Below are 17,882 nucleotides of genomic sequence, written 5' to 3' on the forward strand. Positions count from 1 at the left end.
CTGACTGGACTCCTTCGCCGACCCTGAGTCTGAAGCGAATTACCAACCCGGCGTGGGCCGAATATACCCTTGGCATCGCTGAGGAGCTTGCCCAGAACCTGCCAGGTGTGAACCCGGCCCAGGTTGCAAGGGTCGAGGTTGCGCTCTACGCTTACACGTACAGTGGTTGAGGTACGCCTGAGGCGAAGGTCTTCGCCGACGACGTTTCGCTTGTCAACCTTGGTACTGGTCCGTACGTAACCTATCTCAGCAACACTGTGTATGACCCGCCGCCTGGCGGCAACGGCAATGGCCGGTTTGATCCGGGTGAGAGCGGACAGCTTGTCGTGACGCTAAGGAACTTGGGTAATGAAGAGGCCCAGAACGTGACTGCGAAGCTGCGCTCTGGATACAGCCAGTTCCAGATAACCGATTCGGTTGGCAGCTTTGGCACGATTCCGGCTGGTGCGAGTCGCAACAATGACGCGGACCGGTTTGCGGCCTATGCCCAGGGGACGATTCCGCCAGGGACGCAGGTCCCCTGCACCCTGTACGTCCACTCAGACAACTGGGCCCACGATTGGACCTACGTGTTCCGGCTCACGATCGGTATTGCGCCCGTGCCCGGACAGTACATCATAACTCTCGACACCGGTACGGTCGCGCTCTCAGTCTGCGGTATAGGTTCTATCGGCTTTGACGAACCGACCGGTGCTATCGGAGGCATCGGATTCCAAGTGCCTAAGGCCGGGGCCAATGCACTGTATTTCGGCAGCGTGATGGCCGGCAACGACGGTGCATACCTCGTGGACCACTTTTACTCCCGGCCTGCGAACGGGCCGACAAACAAGGACTGGCGGATGACTGACAGTTTCCGCTTCATCATCCCTCCCACCCCTGCTGACGAGCACTGGGTCAATACAATGAGCGACGCTGGCCACCCCGGAGCAAAGGGGCTGGCGGTCGAGCAGCACTGGTATATGAATGCAACGCCCGGCTACTCCGACTGGGCAATCGGTGTCTTCGACTTCAAGAACAACGGCTCAGGCGCTATCAACGGCCTGTATGTCGGCATGATTGGAGACTTTGACATTGGCTCCACACCAACCGCAAACATCGCCGGCTCGGACACGGTCCGGCGTTCGGTCTGGATGTGCCAGTCCTCGAGCGAGAACCCGACCGTTGGATTTGTCCTGCTCGATCCGACCAGGTTTGCTAACCTGACTGCAGTTGACCACGCGCTCTACGTGTATCCCCCAACTGCGATGACCGATACCCAGAAGTACCAGCTGCTGAACGGCACTATTGTCCAGCGCCAGTCTAACCGCAGCTACGACTGGTCAATCGTTGCTTCGGCTGGTCCGTTCAACCTCGCAACCGGTGCGACCCAGCGGGTTGCGTTTGCCGTAGTTGGCGCCAACAGCCGGTCGAACTGGTACATCGGCGGCGACAGTGCCCAGCGCTGGTACGATGCAAACCTTCTAGGCATTGCTAGTCCCCGGCCATGGTTTGCCACGGCCGAGCGCCCGCTGTTCCTGTCGCCCAACCCGTTCTTCCGCAGCACGATGGTAAATTACTTCACTGCGACTGCTGGCCCGGTTGAACTATGCATATTTGATGCTGCTGGCCGCGAGGTCGAACAGATCAGCTTCACGACACCGGCTGGCGCAAGCCGTCTTGTCTGGCAGCCGAGAGGACTTGCGCCCGGCGTGTACTTTCTGAAAGCGAGACTTCCGGACCGGGAATCAGTGGCCAAAGTCCTGCTGCTAGACTAGGCCTATTACCTTCTCGCATCGGGGCGCCTTCGGGCGCCCCGTGTTCTATTTAGCAACCGCCGGCGGATGATGACGCGTGCCCTTGCGCATCATGAATCGGTTCCGGTGTCTCTACGGATGTCCTTCTCAGTTGTGTTGGCTCGTAGTCAGATAGAATTGACTTGTCTGCTCGATTACTCTATGATTGGGGCAGAGAGTCTGAAAGCGAACCAAAGATAGCAGGAGGCTTCTGATGTTCAAGACAGTCCTGGTTCTGGTAACAGCTCTGATTACACTCGGTCTTAGTGCACCAGACATGACCCGGCCGCTCGTCACTCGTGCTGACGGAGTCCAATACGTGTCTGGTCAGCTCATTGTCGAGCTTGCGCCCGAACTGCGCGGCCAAGTCAACCTCACTGAGGTGGACGGTATTGTTCTCTTTTCGGTACCGAAGCTCGACGAACTCTCAAGACGATTCCACGTTGACGATATCATGCCATTGATGCGTAATCCCAATCCGGATCCAACAGCAGTCGCGCTTGGCTGCGACCTCCAATACCTCGTTCAGTTCAACACCGGGTTTGATGCCCCTGCGGTCGCCGCAGCCTACCTAGCAACCGGATTGGTCGAATTCGCCGAGCCGAACATCCGCATGCCGGTTGATGAAGAACCAAACGACCCACGTTACGTCTCCCAATGGCACCTTGCCCGGCTTGGCGCACCGTTTGCCTGGGGCGTGGCCAAGGGTGACACCTCGGTCACAAACCTGGTGATTGACCAAGGCCTGGACTGGCTCCATCCCGATATCCAGGATAACATCTGGATAAACGGACCTGAGGACATAAACGGCAATGGCCGGTTCGATACCCTGCCTCCGCCTGACGGCGACATGGACGGCATTGACAACGACGGTAACTTCTACACCGACGACGTTATCGGCTGGGACTTTGTCGAAGGTGAACCTAATCCAATGCCGTCACCTCCAGACGATCATGGCACCCACTGCTGGGGCATTGTCAACGCGGTCACGAACAATGCCGAAGGCGTGGCTGGTACGACGTGGAACACCCGCTCGCTCGCGGTCCGCTGTGGCTTTGGCGGCGGCATCTACATTGGCCAGGCGGTCGGGGCTATCTATTACGCCGTGCCTGAAGGAATCTGGGCCGTTTCGATGAGCTTCGGCTCGTCCTACCCTTCGCAGGCCCTAGCTGACGCCTGCATGTACGCTTGGTCCGAAGGCCGCGTGCTCTACGGTTCGGCCGGCAACGACGGAGCGGAAGCAGTTCGCTACCCAGCCTGCCATGAAGGGGTCGAAAACGTCGCCGCGTCCGGTACTCAGGACACAAAGACATCCTGGTCCAACTACGGCACCTGGGTGGACATAACTGCGCCGGGTGACGGAATCCTCGCAACCCTAAATCAGTGCAATGGCTCATACGGGTCCCTGAGCGGAACCTCGATGTCCTGCCCCCTAGCCGCAGGCGTTGCCTGCTGGATGAAGTCATTTGACCCTGCACTCACCAACGATGCCTGCACCTCAAAGATGCATGCGGCGTGTGATTCGATGCCTGACCCGCTTTACCGCCAGGGTAAACTTGGCGCGGGCCGGGTCTCGATGGCCAATCTTGTTCTACCACTCTTCTACTGCGACCTGCGTCTGACCGACCGTCGGTTCAACGATGCCTCCGGCAACGGCAACGGCCGGCCTGACCCGGGCGAAACCGCAGCCCTTGTCGTTACCTACTCAAACGCGGCTGGCTGGCGAGACGCCACCGGTGTATCGGCCACGCTGACCGCGTCAAGCTCCCGAGTCCAGATTCTCAAGGGCACCGCTACCTTCCCGGACATTCCGGCTGGTTCTTCAGGCAACTGCTCGGCCGATTCGTTTGTCATCTCAATACCGCCCGGCACACCGCCACAGCAGTACACCTTCTGCCTCACGGTCACGGCCACGCCGACCCCAGCCTGGCCGGACACGAGCTTCACCTCTATTTCGGGCGAACCTCGGGTCCTGATTGTTGATGACGACCTCGGTCAGAACTACGAACGCTGGTACACCTCGGCTTGCGACTCCAACGGTGTGCTCTACCACACCTTCAACGTCCAGGCCCAAGGTTCACCTTCGGCCGACACACTGAAACACTACCCGGTTGTAATCTGGTACACCGGTGACGATTCGCTCACAACTCTGACGGCGACCGACCGTACCAATCTTGCTGCATTCCTTGACAACGGCGGCAAACTCCTCATCTCAGGCAAGAGCCTTGCCCAGAACATCGCCAGCGAGTCTTTCCTTGCCGACTACCTGCACGCTCAGTTCGTCGAGCCATCAACCGGCAAACCTTACCTTGTCGGCTATGTCGGCGATCCGATTACCGGTGGTGACACCATGGTTGCCGGTGGTGGCGGTGGCGCGAACAATGGCCAGTCGCTTGACGGCGTGCGGCCGGTTGGTGGCGGAGTTGGCTGCGCCTTCTTCAAAGACTACGCCGACACTACCCTGCAAGCGGTTGTCCGGTATTCCGGCAACTACCACGTGGTGTTCTTCTCGATTCCGTTCGAAGCAATTGACCACTCGGTGACGCGCTACCTCCAGAAATGGACCCTTATCCGGCGCATACTTCTGTGGTTCGGTGAAGGCGTACCCGGAGTTGAAGAGCGGCCGCCGATAGCTCCGGACTCACGACCCTATGTTCTGAACATCACGCCGAATCCATTCTCTCGGAGCTGCCGGGTCGAGTTCATCGCGCCGGTCTCAGGGCAAGTCGAACTCCGCACCTATTCGGTAAACGGCCGGCTGGTCAACAGCCAGACGAAGACGGTCAAACTTGGCGAGCGGACCGGGTTTGTGCTCGAGGCGGCAGACCTAGCAAGTGGCACATACTTTGTTCAGCTCGTTACGTCAGAAGGCGTCTTTGCCCAGAAGGCAGCCGTGCTCAGATAGACCCCGACTCATTCAGATAAAAGGGGCGGACCAAGAATCCGCCCCTTCACTGTCACTTGACCACGCTCGCGAGAGACGCAGCCGCTTCCACTGTCTGACACAACTACCGATGCCCCTCCCGTATCGCGGGCTAGAGGCCAAGACTCTAACTCGGCATCCGCCTCAGAATAAAACCGCCAGCAGGACTCAGACCGATTGCGGAAGCAGAAATCAAGCCAAGACTGGCAGAAAGGCTCGGCCGAATACTCAAACCGGCCCTGATTGATTGCCTCGAACTTGAACTCGATCACTACCCGGCTCCCACGCTCGAATACCGTCCCACACCTCAATTCTCGCTATAACCAACTTTCCTGACGACAGTTAGGTCCGAACGGCAACTCGCACCGCAAATGAGTGGGGGAGTCACTCCCCCGGTCAAGAGCAGGACATGGGTTACGCTCTATTATCAGGACATGGTATACAGTTTGGGCAGCCTAAACGACTTTGCTCAGGCAAATTGACAGGCAACACGACAGACGGCAGGTCGTGCAACAACCGCAGTTACGACGGTTAGACACACTATTGAGATGCCGCATACGCTGCCCTCCGGAGAGTACGACAGTTGCGAACTGACCCGGGCAGCGTACTAGCACCTGCAAATTGGTCCGACTAGATGCTATCTCTGTACTACCAGCTTGCGGGTCTGTGTCAATCCATCGGCGTCGAACCGGATAAGATATACGCCCGTGCTCAGACTTCGAAGGTCGAGCGGAATACCCAATGGCCCATCACCAATGGCAAGGGGACGGACAAGCACACACCGGCCAGCAGTGTCATAGATGCGCACTAGACATCTGGTCTGCCGGGCTAGATGGCCACTGAGCATCAGGGCTGCCCATCCGTTCCCAACCGGGTTCGGCCAGACCGTAAACTGCGGACCACCTACAGCAGAGCTGTCCGCCTGCACTCCTGGGCGGTCTATCGCAAGCCATAAACCGGCTGCTGACGGCGGCTGGCGATAGCGCCACAGTTCCCGGGTCTTGTTACCCTTCAGTGCAAAGAAAGCGCCGTACCCGAAGTAAACCAGGTCTCCTCCGGCCTTGACGAACTTCTTCCCGCCGGTAGTGCCGTTGCTCGGAATGGTATCGAGCTCACGCCACGAATCAGCCTGGGGGGTGTAACAGAAAAACTGCTGGGTATTCCCACCCTTGAGTGCGTACAGCCGACCTTGGTACCAGGCACCCGCCGCGCCGTCTTTTGACTTCTTGTTCCTGACTCGGCCGGAATGCAGTCCGGACAGAGGCAAGCCCTTGAGCTGAGTCGGCTGCCATGATTCTACCCTTGTATCGTAGCAGAACATGTAGTGACACCCGTTTTGTGGATTGAAGTACTTTGCCTGGTGAACGTAGAGGCGGCCAGCACCATCGTGAACCAGAAATGACCCCTTGTCGTATTTCGGCCTGGTTCCATACGGCACAGCCTGAAGCGTATCCCAAACCCTGGAATTGACGTTGTATCGGTAGAACTCGGTGCGATAGCCCTTGAGCAGATATATAAACCCGGTGTCAGCCTTGCGCACATAGACCAGGTCTGAACCACCCTTGACTTTCTTCCGGTCTGGGCCGGCCGGCACATCGGGCAGACGGGACCAGGAATCTCTCTCAGTATCATACTGCCAGAATCCCAGGGTGTTGTTGCCTTTGACCAGATATACGAAACGGATCTGGTCCGATGCGCCGCAAGACCCTTTGGACAGCAGTTTGATACGACCTTGTTCATCCGATGGTATCGTTTCCAAGGGAACATAGGTGTTACCGAAAGGCTCGTACAAGTAGAAGTCGCCGGTCTTGTAACCCTTAGTCACGTATAGGCAACTGCCGACCTGCACTTCACAGCCGGCTGCAAACTTGATGCTGTATGGCGCAGGCCCGGTGACGAGCCAGGCACCATCCTTGGCCGGCTTGCCGCTCGGCAACTCAGGCAGACTTCTGACTTCGTGCCAGCCATAAGGCCAGCTCGGGTCTAGCACAATTGAGAAATTGCGGTCCGAGTCATCAGACCCGGTTTCGCCCGAAGCGCTGATTGCGACTATGCGGATACGGGCCCGAGTGGTCGGAATCGGGACAACGGTCCAACGGTGGTTCTCTGCGGCTGGCACCTTCATCAAGAACAGCCAGGTGGCGCCGGCATCAACCGAAAGTAGGATAGAATCCGTGACCGCGGTACCGCCGGTATGCCGGCATGAAATAGTCTGCTCGGTTCCGACCACCCAGGTCTCCCCGCCGTTGGGAATCAGCACCTCAACTTGGGGCGGCTGCGGGCTGGTGCCAATCTCGAACGGGTCGCGGCTCACCGCCTCACCTGACCCGGCTCTGTTTGCAGCCTGCACGCGCACCCGGCCCTGAGTGGTAGGCGTATTGGGCACTTCCCAGTCGTACTCTGTCACCGGCGGTGTGATGCCCAGCTCTATTGGAAGCCAATCGGCTCCGTTGTTGGTCGAGTACCAGACCGAATTCGTCACCGGCATGCCTCCGCCATGCGACCATCTTATCTGGTAGGTCTCACCAACCACAAGGTACTGCCCGCCATTGGGCTGAATCAGAGTAACCGTCGGCGGCTCAAGTTCTGAAACGATAGAGAAGTCGTCATCTGAATCATCCCTGCCGGTCTCGCCTGATGCCGCGATGGCTACAACCCGAATCCGTGCCTGGGCCGTGGTCGGGCCGGTTACGGTCCAGTCATGGGTGTTTGCCGCTGGCTCCTTGAACAGGAACTCCCAGTCCAGTCCGCCATTGCGGGAAATCAGCACCGAGTCAGTGACTGCTGGGCCGCCCGTGTGTTCGCACTCAATCACCTGTTGTTCACCAATGACCCACGCCTCGCCGCCATTCGGCACAAGCACGCGGACTTCTGGTGCCTGGACCGGGTCCGCAATGGTGAAGTCGCCGTTGGAGTCATCATAGCCCTGGCCGACTGCATTGACCGCCACGATGCGGATTCTTGCCTGTGTAGTGGCTGGCCCGCTCACGGTCCAGTGGTGGGCATTGGCTGCTGCAGCTTTGAACAGAAACTCCCAGTCCGCTCCGCTGTTACGCGAAACTAGCAAGGAGTCGTAATCGGCATCTCCGCCAGTATGGACGCAACTGACTATCTGTTCAGTTCCGATTGTCCAAGTCTCGCCGCCATTAGGAGAAACAAGCAGCACGGTCGGCTTCTGCAGTGCCGACGAAATGGTGAAGTCGGCGTCGGAGTCGTCTGCACCAGTCCCGACCGCATTGATGGCCACGACTCGAATCCGGGCTTGAGCTGTAGCAGGCCCGGTCACGATCCAATCATGCGTGTTTGCCGCTGGTTCCTTGAACAGAAACTCCCAATCTGTACCGCCGTTTCTTGAGATGAGCACCGAATCAGTAACTGCGGCCCCACCATAGTGCGTACAGACTATCGTCCGGTTCGTGCCGATTACCCAGTTCTCGCCGCCATTGGGCGTATCCACCCGAACCCCGGGCAACTGCGGCTCGGTCGTGTAAGTAACAGTCAGGTAGGGTTCATAGTTCTGCGATTTTCCCCCCAGGGCGATCCCGTAGCGGCTGGGAATGCCCGGATGGTCCAGTTCCAGAAATCCAAGCGCCACCCAGTCGGACGCCAGACCGGCCTGAATTGCAGCCAGACCCGCAGGATTGAGCGGCCGGTTCAGATACCAGCCAGTGCCGGGGTGCGGGATCGACTCGTCAATCACGCGGGTTCCGGCACCGACCAGGCCAAAGACCTCTTCTGGAGTACGGAACATTGGGTCCTGGGTGAGATGGGTCAAGAAGAGCAGGGGCGTGTTCTCGGCTGAGTAGCAGTAGTAGCTGCATGAAGCAGCTAGAATCGTGGCTCCGTCCGGAATTGAACTTAGGTTGAACTTCATCCAGCCGCGCCACTCAACGCGGCTGGGCGAACCATTGCTACCCTGAAAGCATACTATGCCATCTTGGCGGCCATACGTATTGGGCGGAGGGTAACTTGGCCGGTACCAAACATACCCGGTCCACCAGTTGCTCTTGTCGGGATAGACTCTTACCTCGGCTAATGCGCTCGTGCTTGAGGAAGACGCTGCGCCAAGGCCGAGCAACACGACCAATGCCAGCGTTGCTCCTGATAATCTACCTCTTGCTACACACATCCTACTTCTCCTTGCTGTTTAGGACCCTATCTCCAATGCATACCGGTCATTTGGCAACCACAAAACTAGCGGTTTCAGTTTGATGTGTGGCGGTCAGACACGCGAAGTACGCGCCAGGAGCCAGGCCGCCTAGCTCAAGGACGACGCTCGACGCTCCCACTCTTGCGCAGTTCGCTGGCAGGACGAGGCAGCCAGAAGCATCGTAAAGCCGAAGCTCGGTTAGACTCGTCTTACAAGTCTGACCGGTCCACGACACCCGGACATACCTTTGGGCCGGATTCGGCTCAACCCGCAATCTGTGTGCTGGTATCTGCAATCCGAGATCATCCTCCACCCCGGTTTCTGGAACACCAAGATACAGCGTGACCAGACCGTCGTCACCACAGATGAGGATGTCAAAATAGCCGTCGTTGTTCCAGTCACCGACCCCAATCTTCGAGTCGCGCTTGATTATGCCGTCCGGACGAAGCGGCACACCAGACACTGTCTTCAAGGTCTCACCGCTGGCCAGTGCGGGATTCGTGTCTGACCCGATGTTTCGGAAGAAATGCACCCAACCGTTTCCCTCGCCGGAGAGAAGGTCCTGTTTACCATCCCGGTCCAAGTCAACAACGGCCGGGGCCGACCGCCCCAGAATGATAGGGAAGCCGTTGGCGTAATAGATGTAGCTCCAGTTCTGGAACATCGGCCAGGTGTCGGACGTCTGGTTCAGGTACAAGAGTATCCGGCTCGCCTGGATTCCAATGATGAGGTCACGCCTTCCGTCCCGGTTCCAGTCCGCTACTGTCGGCACTGACTGAGTCCCGGCGTCGAGCGTGTCGCCGTTGAGCAATCTGTACTTATAGAACGCCTCGAACCCGCTGTCGCGCTGGATGAACACATTGAAACAGCCGTCCGCATCTCCGCTGATCAGGTCCATCTTACCGTCCTGATTCCAGTCCACAACCTGTGGACTCGAGCCCAAACATCAACTCCGGTTCGGCAGACGGATGCGTGACCCCGACGCCTCTACCAAATAGAACGTATCAAACACCGGCCAGGAATCAGGCCCGACATTGGGATAGAAGCGCACAAATCCGGAATCGAACTCACCTGCGACGAAGTCCTTGTTTCCGTCACCATCCAAGTCGCCCATTGCCGGCACGCCATATCGCCCAACGTCAATTGGCACGCCTTTGCAGAGCACAGGAACAGGTTCCCGAAAACGCGGAGTGGCCGTGAACAGACAAAGCGTGTAAAACAGTATCATCGTCACCTCACTATCAGTTTAGTGCCGGCCCAGAGCCCGCCGGCGGTTAGTCGGACAAGATAGACTCCTGGCGCGAGGTCGCGCAGGTCGAGCCGTATGAAAGATTGATGCAGTGATGAAGGGATGGGGTGATGGAGAACGCAGCGTCCTTGAGAATCGAAGAACCTGAGTTCAGAGCGGTCTGCGCTCGGCGGTATACGGACAGCGACCTGCCCTCGGGTCGGATTCGGCTCAATCCGCAAGCCGGTACCAGGTGCCGGGAACCTAGCACCTTCTTCAAGTATGGTTGGGCAGTACTCGTCGCAACCGATGTCAGGTTCGGCATCGCGCGGGTCGCCGTCTATGTCCCTGGGTATGTCTGGAAACGGTCGTGCCCGGCCGATGCACGGCGAAGACGGCTGAAGATGATAGTCGCCCGGCGCGAGCTGCGGGTCCAGAGAGATGCTGTTTGTGTCAAATCCGACCCCTTGCCAGTGAGACATTGAAGAGTACTTGGTGGCTCCGTTGATGGCTATGTTGCTGCCCGCAGCCTTCCACAGGTTGTTGTGCTTCGACTTCGGTTGAGCCGAGTTATTGAGGTGGATGCATGCCGAGTTGGTGTTCGTGTTGCGGCTCCAGAAAATGTTGTTGTACACGTTCCAGGAAGCGCAGTCGTTGATGTTGACGCAGTGCGCAGCGCGGGAAGAGCCGGTCGGGCTCAGAACGGTGTTGCCGTAGCAGTATCCGTACGCCATATCGTTCAGGCTGATGCCCTGGTAAGTCCAGCCGGACACGTAGTTGTTGAACACGCATTGCCCGGGTCGAGCCCAGTTGAAATAGATACCGTACAGGTTGGTGTTGAGCACCCGATTGCCGATGACGCTGTCCGAATCGTACACGCCTTCCATCCGGATGCCGTAGTACGCGTTGCCCGTAATGGTGCAGCCGCTGATGCGGCAGTACTTACAGAAAGGCGTGGTAGCATGGGTGTTGTAGAAATAGACCGCGGAAGTCGCCGCACCGGTGAAGTTGAGGCTTTCGAGCTTAACGTTGTCGGTGTTGTACACATAGAACCCGGTCTGGGCACCCGCGGCATCGAGCGTCACGGTCCCAGCCTTTAGGGGCCGGAACGTAAGCGGGTAGTACCAGGTCGTGCAATTACTGATTTCGCATGCGCCGGTGTAGGTGCCGGGGTCAATAAGGAACAGGTGCTCCTCGGTTAGGGTCCGGCGGCTGACCGAACTGCACGCCGCAGCCACGGTCTTGAAGTGGGGCGGATTGCGCTCCGGGCCAACGTAACGCGTGACCAGAGCGAGTGCCGCACCGGCGCCCAGACAAGCGGCAAGCAGCACGCGATGTGTATTCACACCAAAATCCAATCAGCGCACGACGAGCTTCTCTGTGACCGAGCAACTGCCAGCAGGCACCCGGACAAAATAGACGCCGCTACTCAGTTCACACAGATCGAGCACAAGCGGCCCAGTGGTCGAGTGATCCAGCGGCCTAACGAGGACGCAGCGTCCAGAAGCATCATGAAGCCGAAGCTCGGTCTGACACGTCGAACTAGCCTGACCGGTCAATGACACTCGGACGTATCTGCAGGCCGGATTCGGCTCAATCTGCAATCTGCATTCTGATATCTGGAAGCTGGTATCGTCTACAAGACCGACCGGATAGTACTCATCCGCGCCGATATCCGGTTGAGCATCACGGGGCTCGCCGTCGAAATCGGTTAGGATGCCGGCAATCGGAGCGCTGCTACCGATACAGGGTGAAGAGGCCTGAAGGTGAAGGTCTGTCCACTTATCCACGACCAAAGGGTCGGCCCGGAAGCTGTTAGTATCAAGATGAGAACGGCTGCGCCAGCTCTCCATCGTGAGATAGCGAATGTTGGACACATAGAACAGATTCTCGCTGCCGTCGTGCTTATACCAGCAGTTGTAGTTCGAGGAGGCGGGAAAGGAACCGCCGCTATAGGCAACCAAGCTGCCCACGATGACGTTGCCTCTCAGCGTGCTCCTACTGCCGTTCTCGTAGATACCGATAGCGTTGACGGATGCCGAGTCGGTGATGAGTGTATTGCAGTGCAGTTTCGTACCAGAAGCGTTCAGAGTGTACACTCCCATTCCGGTCGCGCCGGAAACGAAGTTGTTGGCGGCAAAGCCACTTGAACCGGCGAAATATATGCCGATGCTGCTGGTCGTGCCGGTGACCTGGATGTCGCAGTTGAGGACCGAGTCGAAGCTTCCGCCAAACATGATGCCACGGTCGGTCTGAATTCGGCAGTTCGACACCGTCCAGAAATGGCAGCGCGGGGCACAGACCGCCCAGCCGGCGCAATCCTTCAGAGTCAGCCCTTGAATCTTGATGTAATGGGTGGGCGCAAGGTCGCCCGAGGCCCAGAAGATGAATCCGGCGCCGGGCGCACACACCGTGACCGACTGGCCGACCGCGGGCCGAAACGTGACCGTCTTACCTGCAGTGTTCGCATAACGCATATCTACCACACCATCGTCATAGATGCCGTCGTAGGCCTCGAATACAACGTCACCAGACAGACCTCTGGTCACGAGCGCCGAAGCCGCATCGGTGAAGCTGTAGAAGTCACCTGAACCGTCCTTCTTGATAGTGTAGGTACCGTTCAACGGGTCAGCCACGGCCATAGAAGTCGCAAGCACAAAGATAGCCGCAAGTGCCTGCTTCATTACCCTACTCCTCTCGGTTGACAACCAACTTCTGGCTGGCGCTGGATCCGTTTGCCTTGAGCCGGACAACATACACGCCACCTGGCAGAGCACCGAAGTCCAGCGGAACAGACAATTTGTCCTCCGTTGCCACAGTTCTGCGGGCAAGAATGCAGCGGCCAACTGCATCAAATACTGCCAGGTCCACTGGACCGGTTCCAACCGAATAGCAGCGCAGAGTAGCGCGATTGCCCACCAGAATGCTGGGCACAATCGCCAGGTTGACCTGCGAAGGTGCTGGCGTGCCGACAATACCGCCCGCGGCTCCGAATCCGTACCAGAAACCCCAGTACCCGCGCAGGTCACCAGCCACACCGCGGCCTTGGATAGACTGCGCCATCGAACCGCTAAGTTTCTGTCCCGGCGAAACACACTCCCTGCCGGCCGAGTTGAACGAATACCACGCCAGCACATCCGCCCGCCCTTTTCCGCTCACTACGATGCCAACAACGAGCGTCAAGACTGTTGCTTCGCGTATCACGCCGCCCCTCATTCCAGCCGGCCGGCCTCGGTTGCCCATGCCTGCTTGAGTACTACGGCCCGGCCAACGCGGTCAAGCGAGAAGTTGTGTACCCAGATATACCGCCAGGTGCACAGCGGCGGGTCAACCGCTGTAGTGTTCTGATTTACAGTGCGGATGACGACCTGATCGTCAACCGGCACAGTCCCGGTGTTGTAGGTGATGCACTGCCAGGGCCAGAGGGTGTCGAACTGCACGAAGAAGTAGTCGCCTGCTTTCGGCCCAGTTCCCGGAGCGAAAAGAATAGTCAGGTTATATACGGTACGTCCATTCAACGTCGTGAAGTCCTTGGAAAAGGTACCGTAGGTTACATTGCCTCCCTCATCAGCACCGGGCATCCATGCGGTCCCGCTCCACTTGAGTACCTGACCAGTGGTTGCGCCCTTCTGAGAGACGTCCTCAGCCTTTTGAGCCGCATGGGCATAGGGTACGCTGGCCATCCTTGTCCTCGGAACCGCCGGCTGGCCTGCAACTTCGACCTCGAACCAGCAGTCCGGACCTGAGGGCAGACTCGTTCCCGGGACCAGCGGCACCACGCTGCCCAACAGGACATGAAACAGTCCGTCCAGTACCTCAACCTGGTCCTGCGTTTCCTCCCAGTACTTTCTGCCGCCACTTGAGTCGTCGTAGATGCGGAATGTCATTGTGAGCGTGTCGTTGCGCGGGTTGCCGCTGGCGTCGGTGAGTTTGCCCTGGAAATTGACGAGTTCAGGCACCTCGATTGCATCAACGCCAGCTGACAGGCCTGCCATGGCCAACAGAAGACACGCGACCGGCATTGCAGTCCTGATGCTACTTGCTGGCATACTGCCTCCTTTTCTCGACTATGGGGGTTTGGTTGTTTCCGGTCCTGTGAGACCCGGGCTGGTCCTATCGTGGTATTCATTTCATTGCCGGACAACAAGCGACCGCGTCTCGGCCAGGCCTCCGTACATCAAACGCACAAGATACACTCCGTTCGTTAGTCCGCGCAGGTCAAGTGGGAAAGACCAAGTGGTCAGGTGACCAGGCGACCAGGTGAGCTGAACGGAACGGACGCAGCGGCCATCTGGGTCGTACACTCGAAGCTCGGCCCGATGCGTCTGACCGGCCAGACTTGCCCACGATACCCGAACCAAGGCGTGCGTCCGGGCCGGATTCGGCTCAATCTGCAGTCTGTTATCTGAAATCTGACATCTCGTATCCTCTGCCTGTCCCACCTGTGGCACGCCCAGATACAGGTCTATCAATCCGGCGTAGCCGCCGATCAGGAGGTCGGGCGTACCGTCGTTATTCCAGTCGCAGAACCCACACTTGGACTCACGGGACGGCGAGCCCGGGGGCATTATCTTGACGCCGTTCACGGTCATCAGTGTGTCAGCACGCACAAGTCTCGGAAAGGAGTCGGGCCCGGTGTTGAGATAGACGTGCACGTATCCGCCGATCTCGCCGTAGATGACGTCCTTGCGGCCGTCCTGGTCTATGTCAAACGCACTCACCTGACTGCGGCCGAATATTATCCAGCTACCACCCGAGGTCATTATGATTGAGTCCTGAAATGCCGGTGCAGTGTCCGTGCCGACGTTCAGGTACAGAAGACTCGTTGCGGTTTCCCGACCGATAATCAGGTCCTTGCGGCCGTCGGAATTCCAGTCCATTACCGCGGGCGTTGAGCTGGTTCCGACATCGAACGTATCACCATTCTGCTTGGCGATCCGATAGTAAGCGACCAGCCCGGTGTCAGTCTGAATGAACACATTCACGTATCCGCCCCGGTCGCCGCTGATGAGGTCACGCACACCGTCTGAGTTCCAGTCCACAACCTGTGGACTCGACCCCTGGCATCAACTGAAGGGTAGCCTGATGCGCTCGCCCGACGCTTCAAGATAGAAAAAGCCATCGAATACCGGAGCCGAATCAGGACCGACGTTCGGGTAGCAGCGCACAAATCCGGAGTCGAACTGGCCGACGATAAGGTCCTTCCTGCCATCCTGAGTCCAGTCAGCGACAAATGGTATGCTGTAGGTTCCAACGTCTATCGGCACGCCGCCTGAGAGGACCGGGTACGGACCCTGAAAGCGCGGAACCGCCAGGAACAGGCAGAACGCAGATAGGAGCATCATGAGTCACCTCACGATCAGCTTGTTAGAGTACGGACCTGAGGCCAGGCGAACAAGGTACACGCCCGCTGCGATGCCGCGCAGGTCCAGAGTAAGCGACCCAGTGGTCAAACGGCCGAATGACCGAGTGAGGACGCAATTGCCAGCAGCATCGTACAGTCTGAGTTCTGAGCAGCCCGCGGTCGGCGGTAGACGGATGGCAACTTGGCCACACGCCGGATTCGGCTCGATCTGCAATCTGCCATCTAGAATCTGGTATCTGGAATTATCTGCGAGTCCAACCGGATGGTACTCATCTGCGCCGATGTCATACGGTACCGTACGCGGCTGGCCGTCAATATCGGTCGTCACGCCGGCCACCGTCATACCCGCGTCAATACAGGGCGAAGCAGGTTGCAGGTGCAGGTCGTTGACCCTGTCCACCACCAGCGGGTCTGCCTCCATACTATTCATGTCCAGCCGGTTCCCGGAACGGCTGCGCCAGTTCAACAAGCCCATCGCGCCTACGTTGCTCAGATAGAACAGACGGGAGTCACCAGAATGCCGGTACCAGCAGTTGAAGTCAGAGTATGCGGGTTGGGACCCGGTATAGAGACAGTACGAGGATGCGACAACGACGTTGTTGTAGAAAGTATTGGAGCTCTGATTCTGGTACAATCCCATTGCGTTCGCAGCCGTCGAATCGGTGATGACCGTATTGTTACACACCATGTTGCCGGATGCAGAATTGAAGTAGATGCCGCTCATTCTCACACCGGACACGAAGTTGTTCACAACCCAGCAGTTGGAGCTGCTGTACAGATAGACCCCGTTGTTACCGGTCAGCCTGAGTTTGCACCCGACGACCGAGTCATAAGACCCGTTGAACCACGGCCCGCTCGGCGTATCGAACTCACAGTCTGAAATGCGCCAGCCGTTCAAGCGGTTAACCGCATAGACCGGCCAACCACCGGTTGAAGAATTCGTCAACCGGAGACCTTCAACCTTCACATTATGAGTTGCTCCGTAATTGAAATCAGCGAAAAATATGGCCGCGGCGCCTAGCCCGTCAATGGTGACCCGATGCCCTGCTTTGGCGCGGAACGTCAGGGTCTTTCCACTGGTGTTTATGCCGCGCAGGTCAAGCATACCCTCAGCATAGGTTCCTTCGGTTCCCTCGAATACAACCGCTCCGCTCATGCCCCGTGCAAGCAGAGCTCCCACAGCCTGGCTGAAACTGGTAAAGTCACCGCCGCCAGCAAGGCTGACAACGTAAGTGCCCTGCATCGGCTGGCCGACACCCACCGCTAGCCCGGCCAACAGCAATAACCACATCCTCGCATTCATCGCTCTCCTCCAGTCGCCCCGGCCACCAACTGCCGGGCATCCGAGCCTCTCTGCCAGTGGAATTCAAAAGCGTCCCTGAGCAGCCTGACCAACGCCGGGCTGTTCACGAAAACACCGGTGCGGTCTTCCGGCGTGGTCGCCAGGCCGAAGGCCGCAGAACTATTGTCAACGATGACAAGCCCCATTGGGACCTCCTCAACAACCCGGGCCTGCTCACCCGCCTTAATCACTTTCATTAGGTGAGGAAGACGAACCTTGTCGTCAAAAGCAGCTCGCTCGTACACGCACCGCACCGTGACCCCGCGTTTGATCAGCCTGATTTCTACCTCGTCACATGCATCAAGCTCTTCCTCGGTGATACCGGGCGGGTGGCGCTTGAACATGGTCAGCAGCTCCTTGCGCGCCCGGCTCACGCGGCGTAGCTCCTCGGCCAGACCGGCCGATCCGGGCCGGAATACCTCGAACAGCTTTACCTGACCGTTGTCCTTGCGGTTCCGGTAAGCCTGCTCGAGCTGCCGGACAGTCTTTGCCTGAAGCTTGAGCAGGTCTCGTGTCTCACTCATCTTGCGGCTGAACACCTCACGGGGCGAAAAAGCCTCAAATGTACCGACCTTGCCGTGGCTGCGACTAACCATTCCCTTGTCCACCAATCGCTGAAGCGCAGTGTAAACATGCGGCCGGTGAATCCCGGTCGCCCCACTCAGTTCGCGGACACCGGCGATGCGGATATTCAGCAAAGCCGAGTAAACCCTGGCCTCATGCTGGGTCAGACCAAGAGCAAGCAGTCCTTCCTCTCTCTTCATGCCGCCAGTATACGGGTGTAACCTGCTGTGTCAACAGTCTGGTCATACAGCCTGGACGGACACAATTGACGGAAGCAATCCGGCATATTCTTGTCACACCGACTTCTGAGCAGCCCCGGCCTCTTGGTCGCGGGTCTCGTCATGTAACGGCAGGTCCGTCGTGGCGCCGGCAGTACCATCCGCGAAAGACCAAAGCGCTGGGGTGGCCTGCCCCTGTTGCCTCATATATGGATGTACTCGAGGACGCCCCGTTGCCTCAGAATACATTTGTACTCGAATCATGAGCTTTGTCCAGCTTGAAGTCGAGATGGTTGCGTCGGCACTGCCTGTCCTTCGAC

The 17,882-nt window shown here is 58.2% G+C and carries 13 protein-coding genes; 2 read left to right on the forward strand and 11 right to left on the reverse strand.

Annotated features, from left to right (window positions below):
• Positions 1-257: 257 nt before the first annotated feature.
• Both ABIL25_07200 and ABIL25_07205 read left to right on the forward strand, forming a co-directional pair.
• Entirely contained in the window at positions 258-1,754 is a 1,497-nt protein-coding gene (locus tag ABIL25_07200; GenBank protein MEO0082060.1) for a T9SS type A sorting domain-containing protein, read from the forward strand.
• Between the two features lie 232 nt (positions 1,755-1,986).
• Positions 1,987-4,677, forward strand: a complete 2,691-nt coding sequence (locus ABIL25_07205) for a S8 family serine peptidase (GenBank protein MEO0082061.1) — start codon at positions 1,987-1,989, stop codon at positions 4,675-4,677.
• Positions 4,678-5,332: 655 nt separating this feature from the next.
• Here the strand turns inward: ABIL25_07205 and ABIL25_07210 are convergent.
• The 11 genes from ABIL25_07210 to ABIL25_07260 form a co-directional block, all read right to left on the reverse strand.
• Entirely contained in the window at positions 5,333-8,824 is a 3,492-nt protein-coding gene (locus ABIL25_07210; GenBank protein MEO0082062.1) for a T9SS type A sorting domain-containing protein, read from the reverse strand.
• A gap of 46 nt (positions 8,825-8,870) precedes the next feature.
• Entirely contained in the window at positions 8,871-9,767 is an 897-nt protein-coding gene (locus ABIL25_07215; GenBank protein MEO0082063.1) for a VCBS repeat-containing protein, read from the reverse strand.
• 24 nt (positions 9,768-9,791) lie between these two features.
• Complete coding sequence (locus ABIL25_07220; protein ID MEO0082064.1) at positions 9,792-10,073, reverse strand: hypothetical protein; 282 nt, start codon at positions 10,071-10,073, stop codon at positions 9,792-9,794.
• A 2-nt stretch (positions 10,074-10,075) separates the two neighbouring features.
• Complete coding sequence (locus ABIL25_07225; protein ID MEO0082065.1) at positions 10,076-11,419, reverse strand: T9SS type A sorting domain-containing protein; 1,344 nt, start codon at positions 11,417-11,419, stop codon at positions 10,076-10,078.
• 12 nt (positions 11,420-11,431) lie between these two features.
• On the reverse strand, positions 11,432-12,757 hold the full coding sequence (locus tag ABIL25_07230) for a T9SS type A sorting domain-containing protein (protein ID MEO0082066.1): 1,326 nt from the start codon (positions 12,755-12,757) through the stop codon (positions 11,432-11,434).
• Between the two features lie 4 nt (positions 12,758-12,761).
• The gene (locus ABIL25_07235) at positions 12,762-13,316 is read right to left on the reverse strand and encodes a T9SS type A sorting domain-containing protein (GenBank protein MEO0082067.1); all 555 of its coding nucleotides are present in this window, start codon (positions 13,314-13,316) and stop codon (positions 12,762-12,764) included.
• Positions 13,286-14,122 carry a hypothetical protein gene (locus tag ABIL25_07240; GenBank protein ID MEO0082068.1) on the reverse strand — a complete coding sequence of 279 codons (837 nt, stop codon included), beginning with the start codon at positions 14,120-14,122 and terminating at the stop codon, positions 13,286-13,288. The genes ABIL25_07235 and ABIL25_07240 overlap by 31 nt, the downstream gene beginning before the upstream one ends.
• 81 nt (positions 14,123-14,203) lie before the next feature.
• Positions 14,204-15,115 (reverse strand): T9SS type A sorting domain-containing protein, encoded by a 912-nt coding sequence (locus ABIL25_07245; protein MEO0082069.1) that lies wholly within the window; start codon positions 15,113-15,115, stop codon positions 14,204-14,206.
• Between the two features lie 24 nt (positions 15,116-15,139).
• Positions 15,140-15,418 (reverse strand): hypothetical protein, encoded by a 279-nt coding sequence (locus ABIL25_07250; protein ID MEO0082070.1) that lies wholly within the window; start codon positions 15,416-15,418, stop codon positions 15,140-15,142.
• A gap of 3 nt (positions 15,419-15,421) precedes the next feature.
• Positions 15,422-16,741, reverse strand: a complete 1,320-nt coding sequence (locus ABIL25_07255) for a NosD domain-containing protein (GenBank protein ID MEO0082071.1) — start codon at positions 16,739-16,741, stop codon at positions 15,422-15,424.
• Complete coding sequence (locus ABIL25_07260; GenBank protein MEO0082072.1) at positions 16,738-17,544, reverse strand: helix-turn-helix domain-containing protein; 807 nt, start codon at positions 17,542-17,544, stop codon at positions 16,738-16,740. The genes ABIL25_07255 and ABIL25_07260 overlap by 4 nt, the downstream gene beginning before the upstream one ends.
• Positions 17,545-17,882 lie beyond the last annotated feature (338 nt).

The organism is candidate division WOR-3 bacterium, from assembly GCA_039801365.1.
Classification (GTDB): Bacteria; Hydrothermota; Tepidihabitantia; order Tepidihabitantales; family Tepidihabitantaceae; genus JBDRUN01.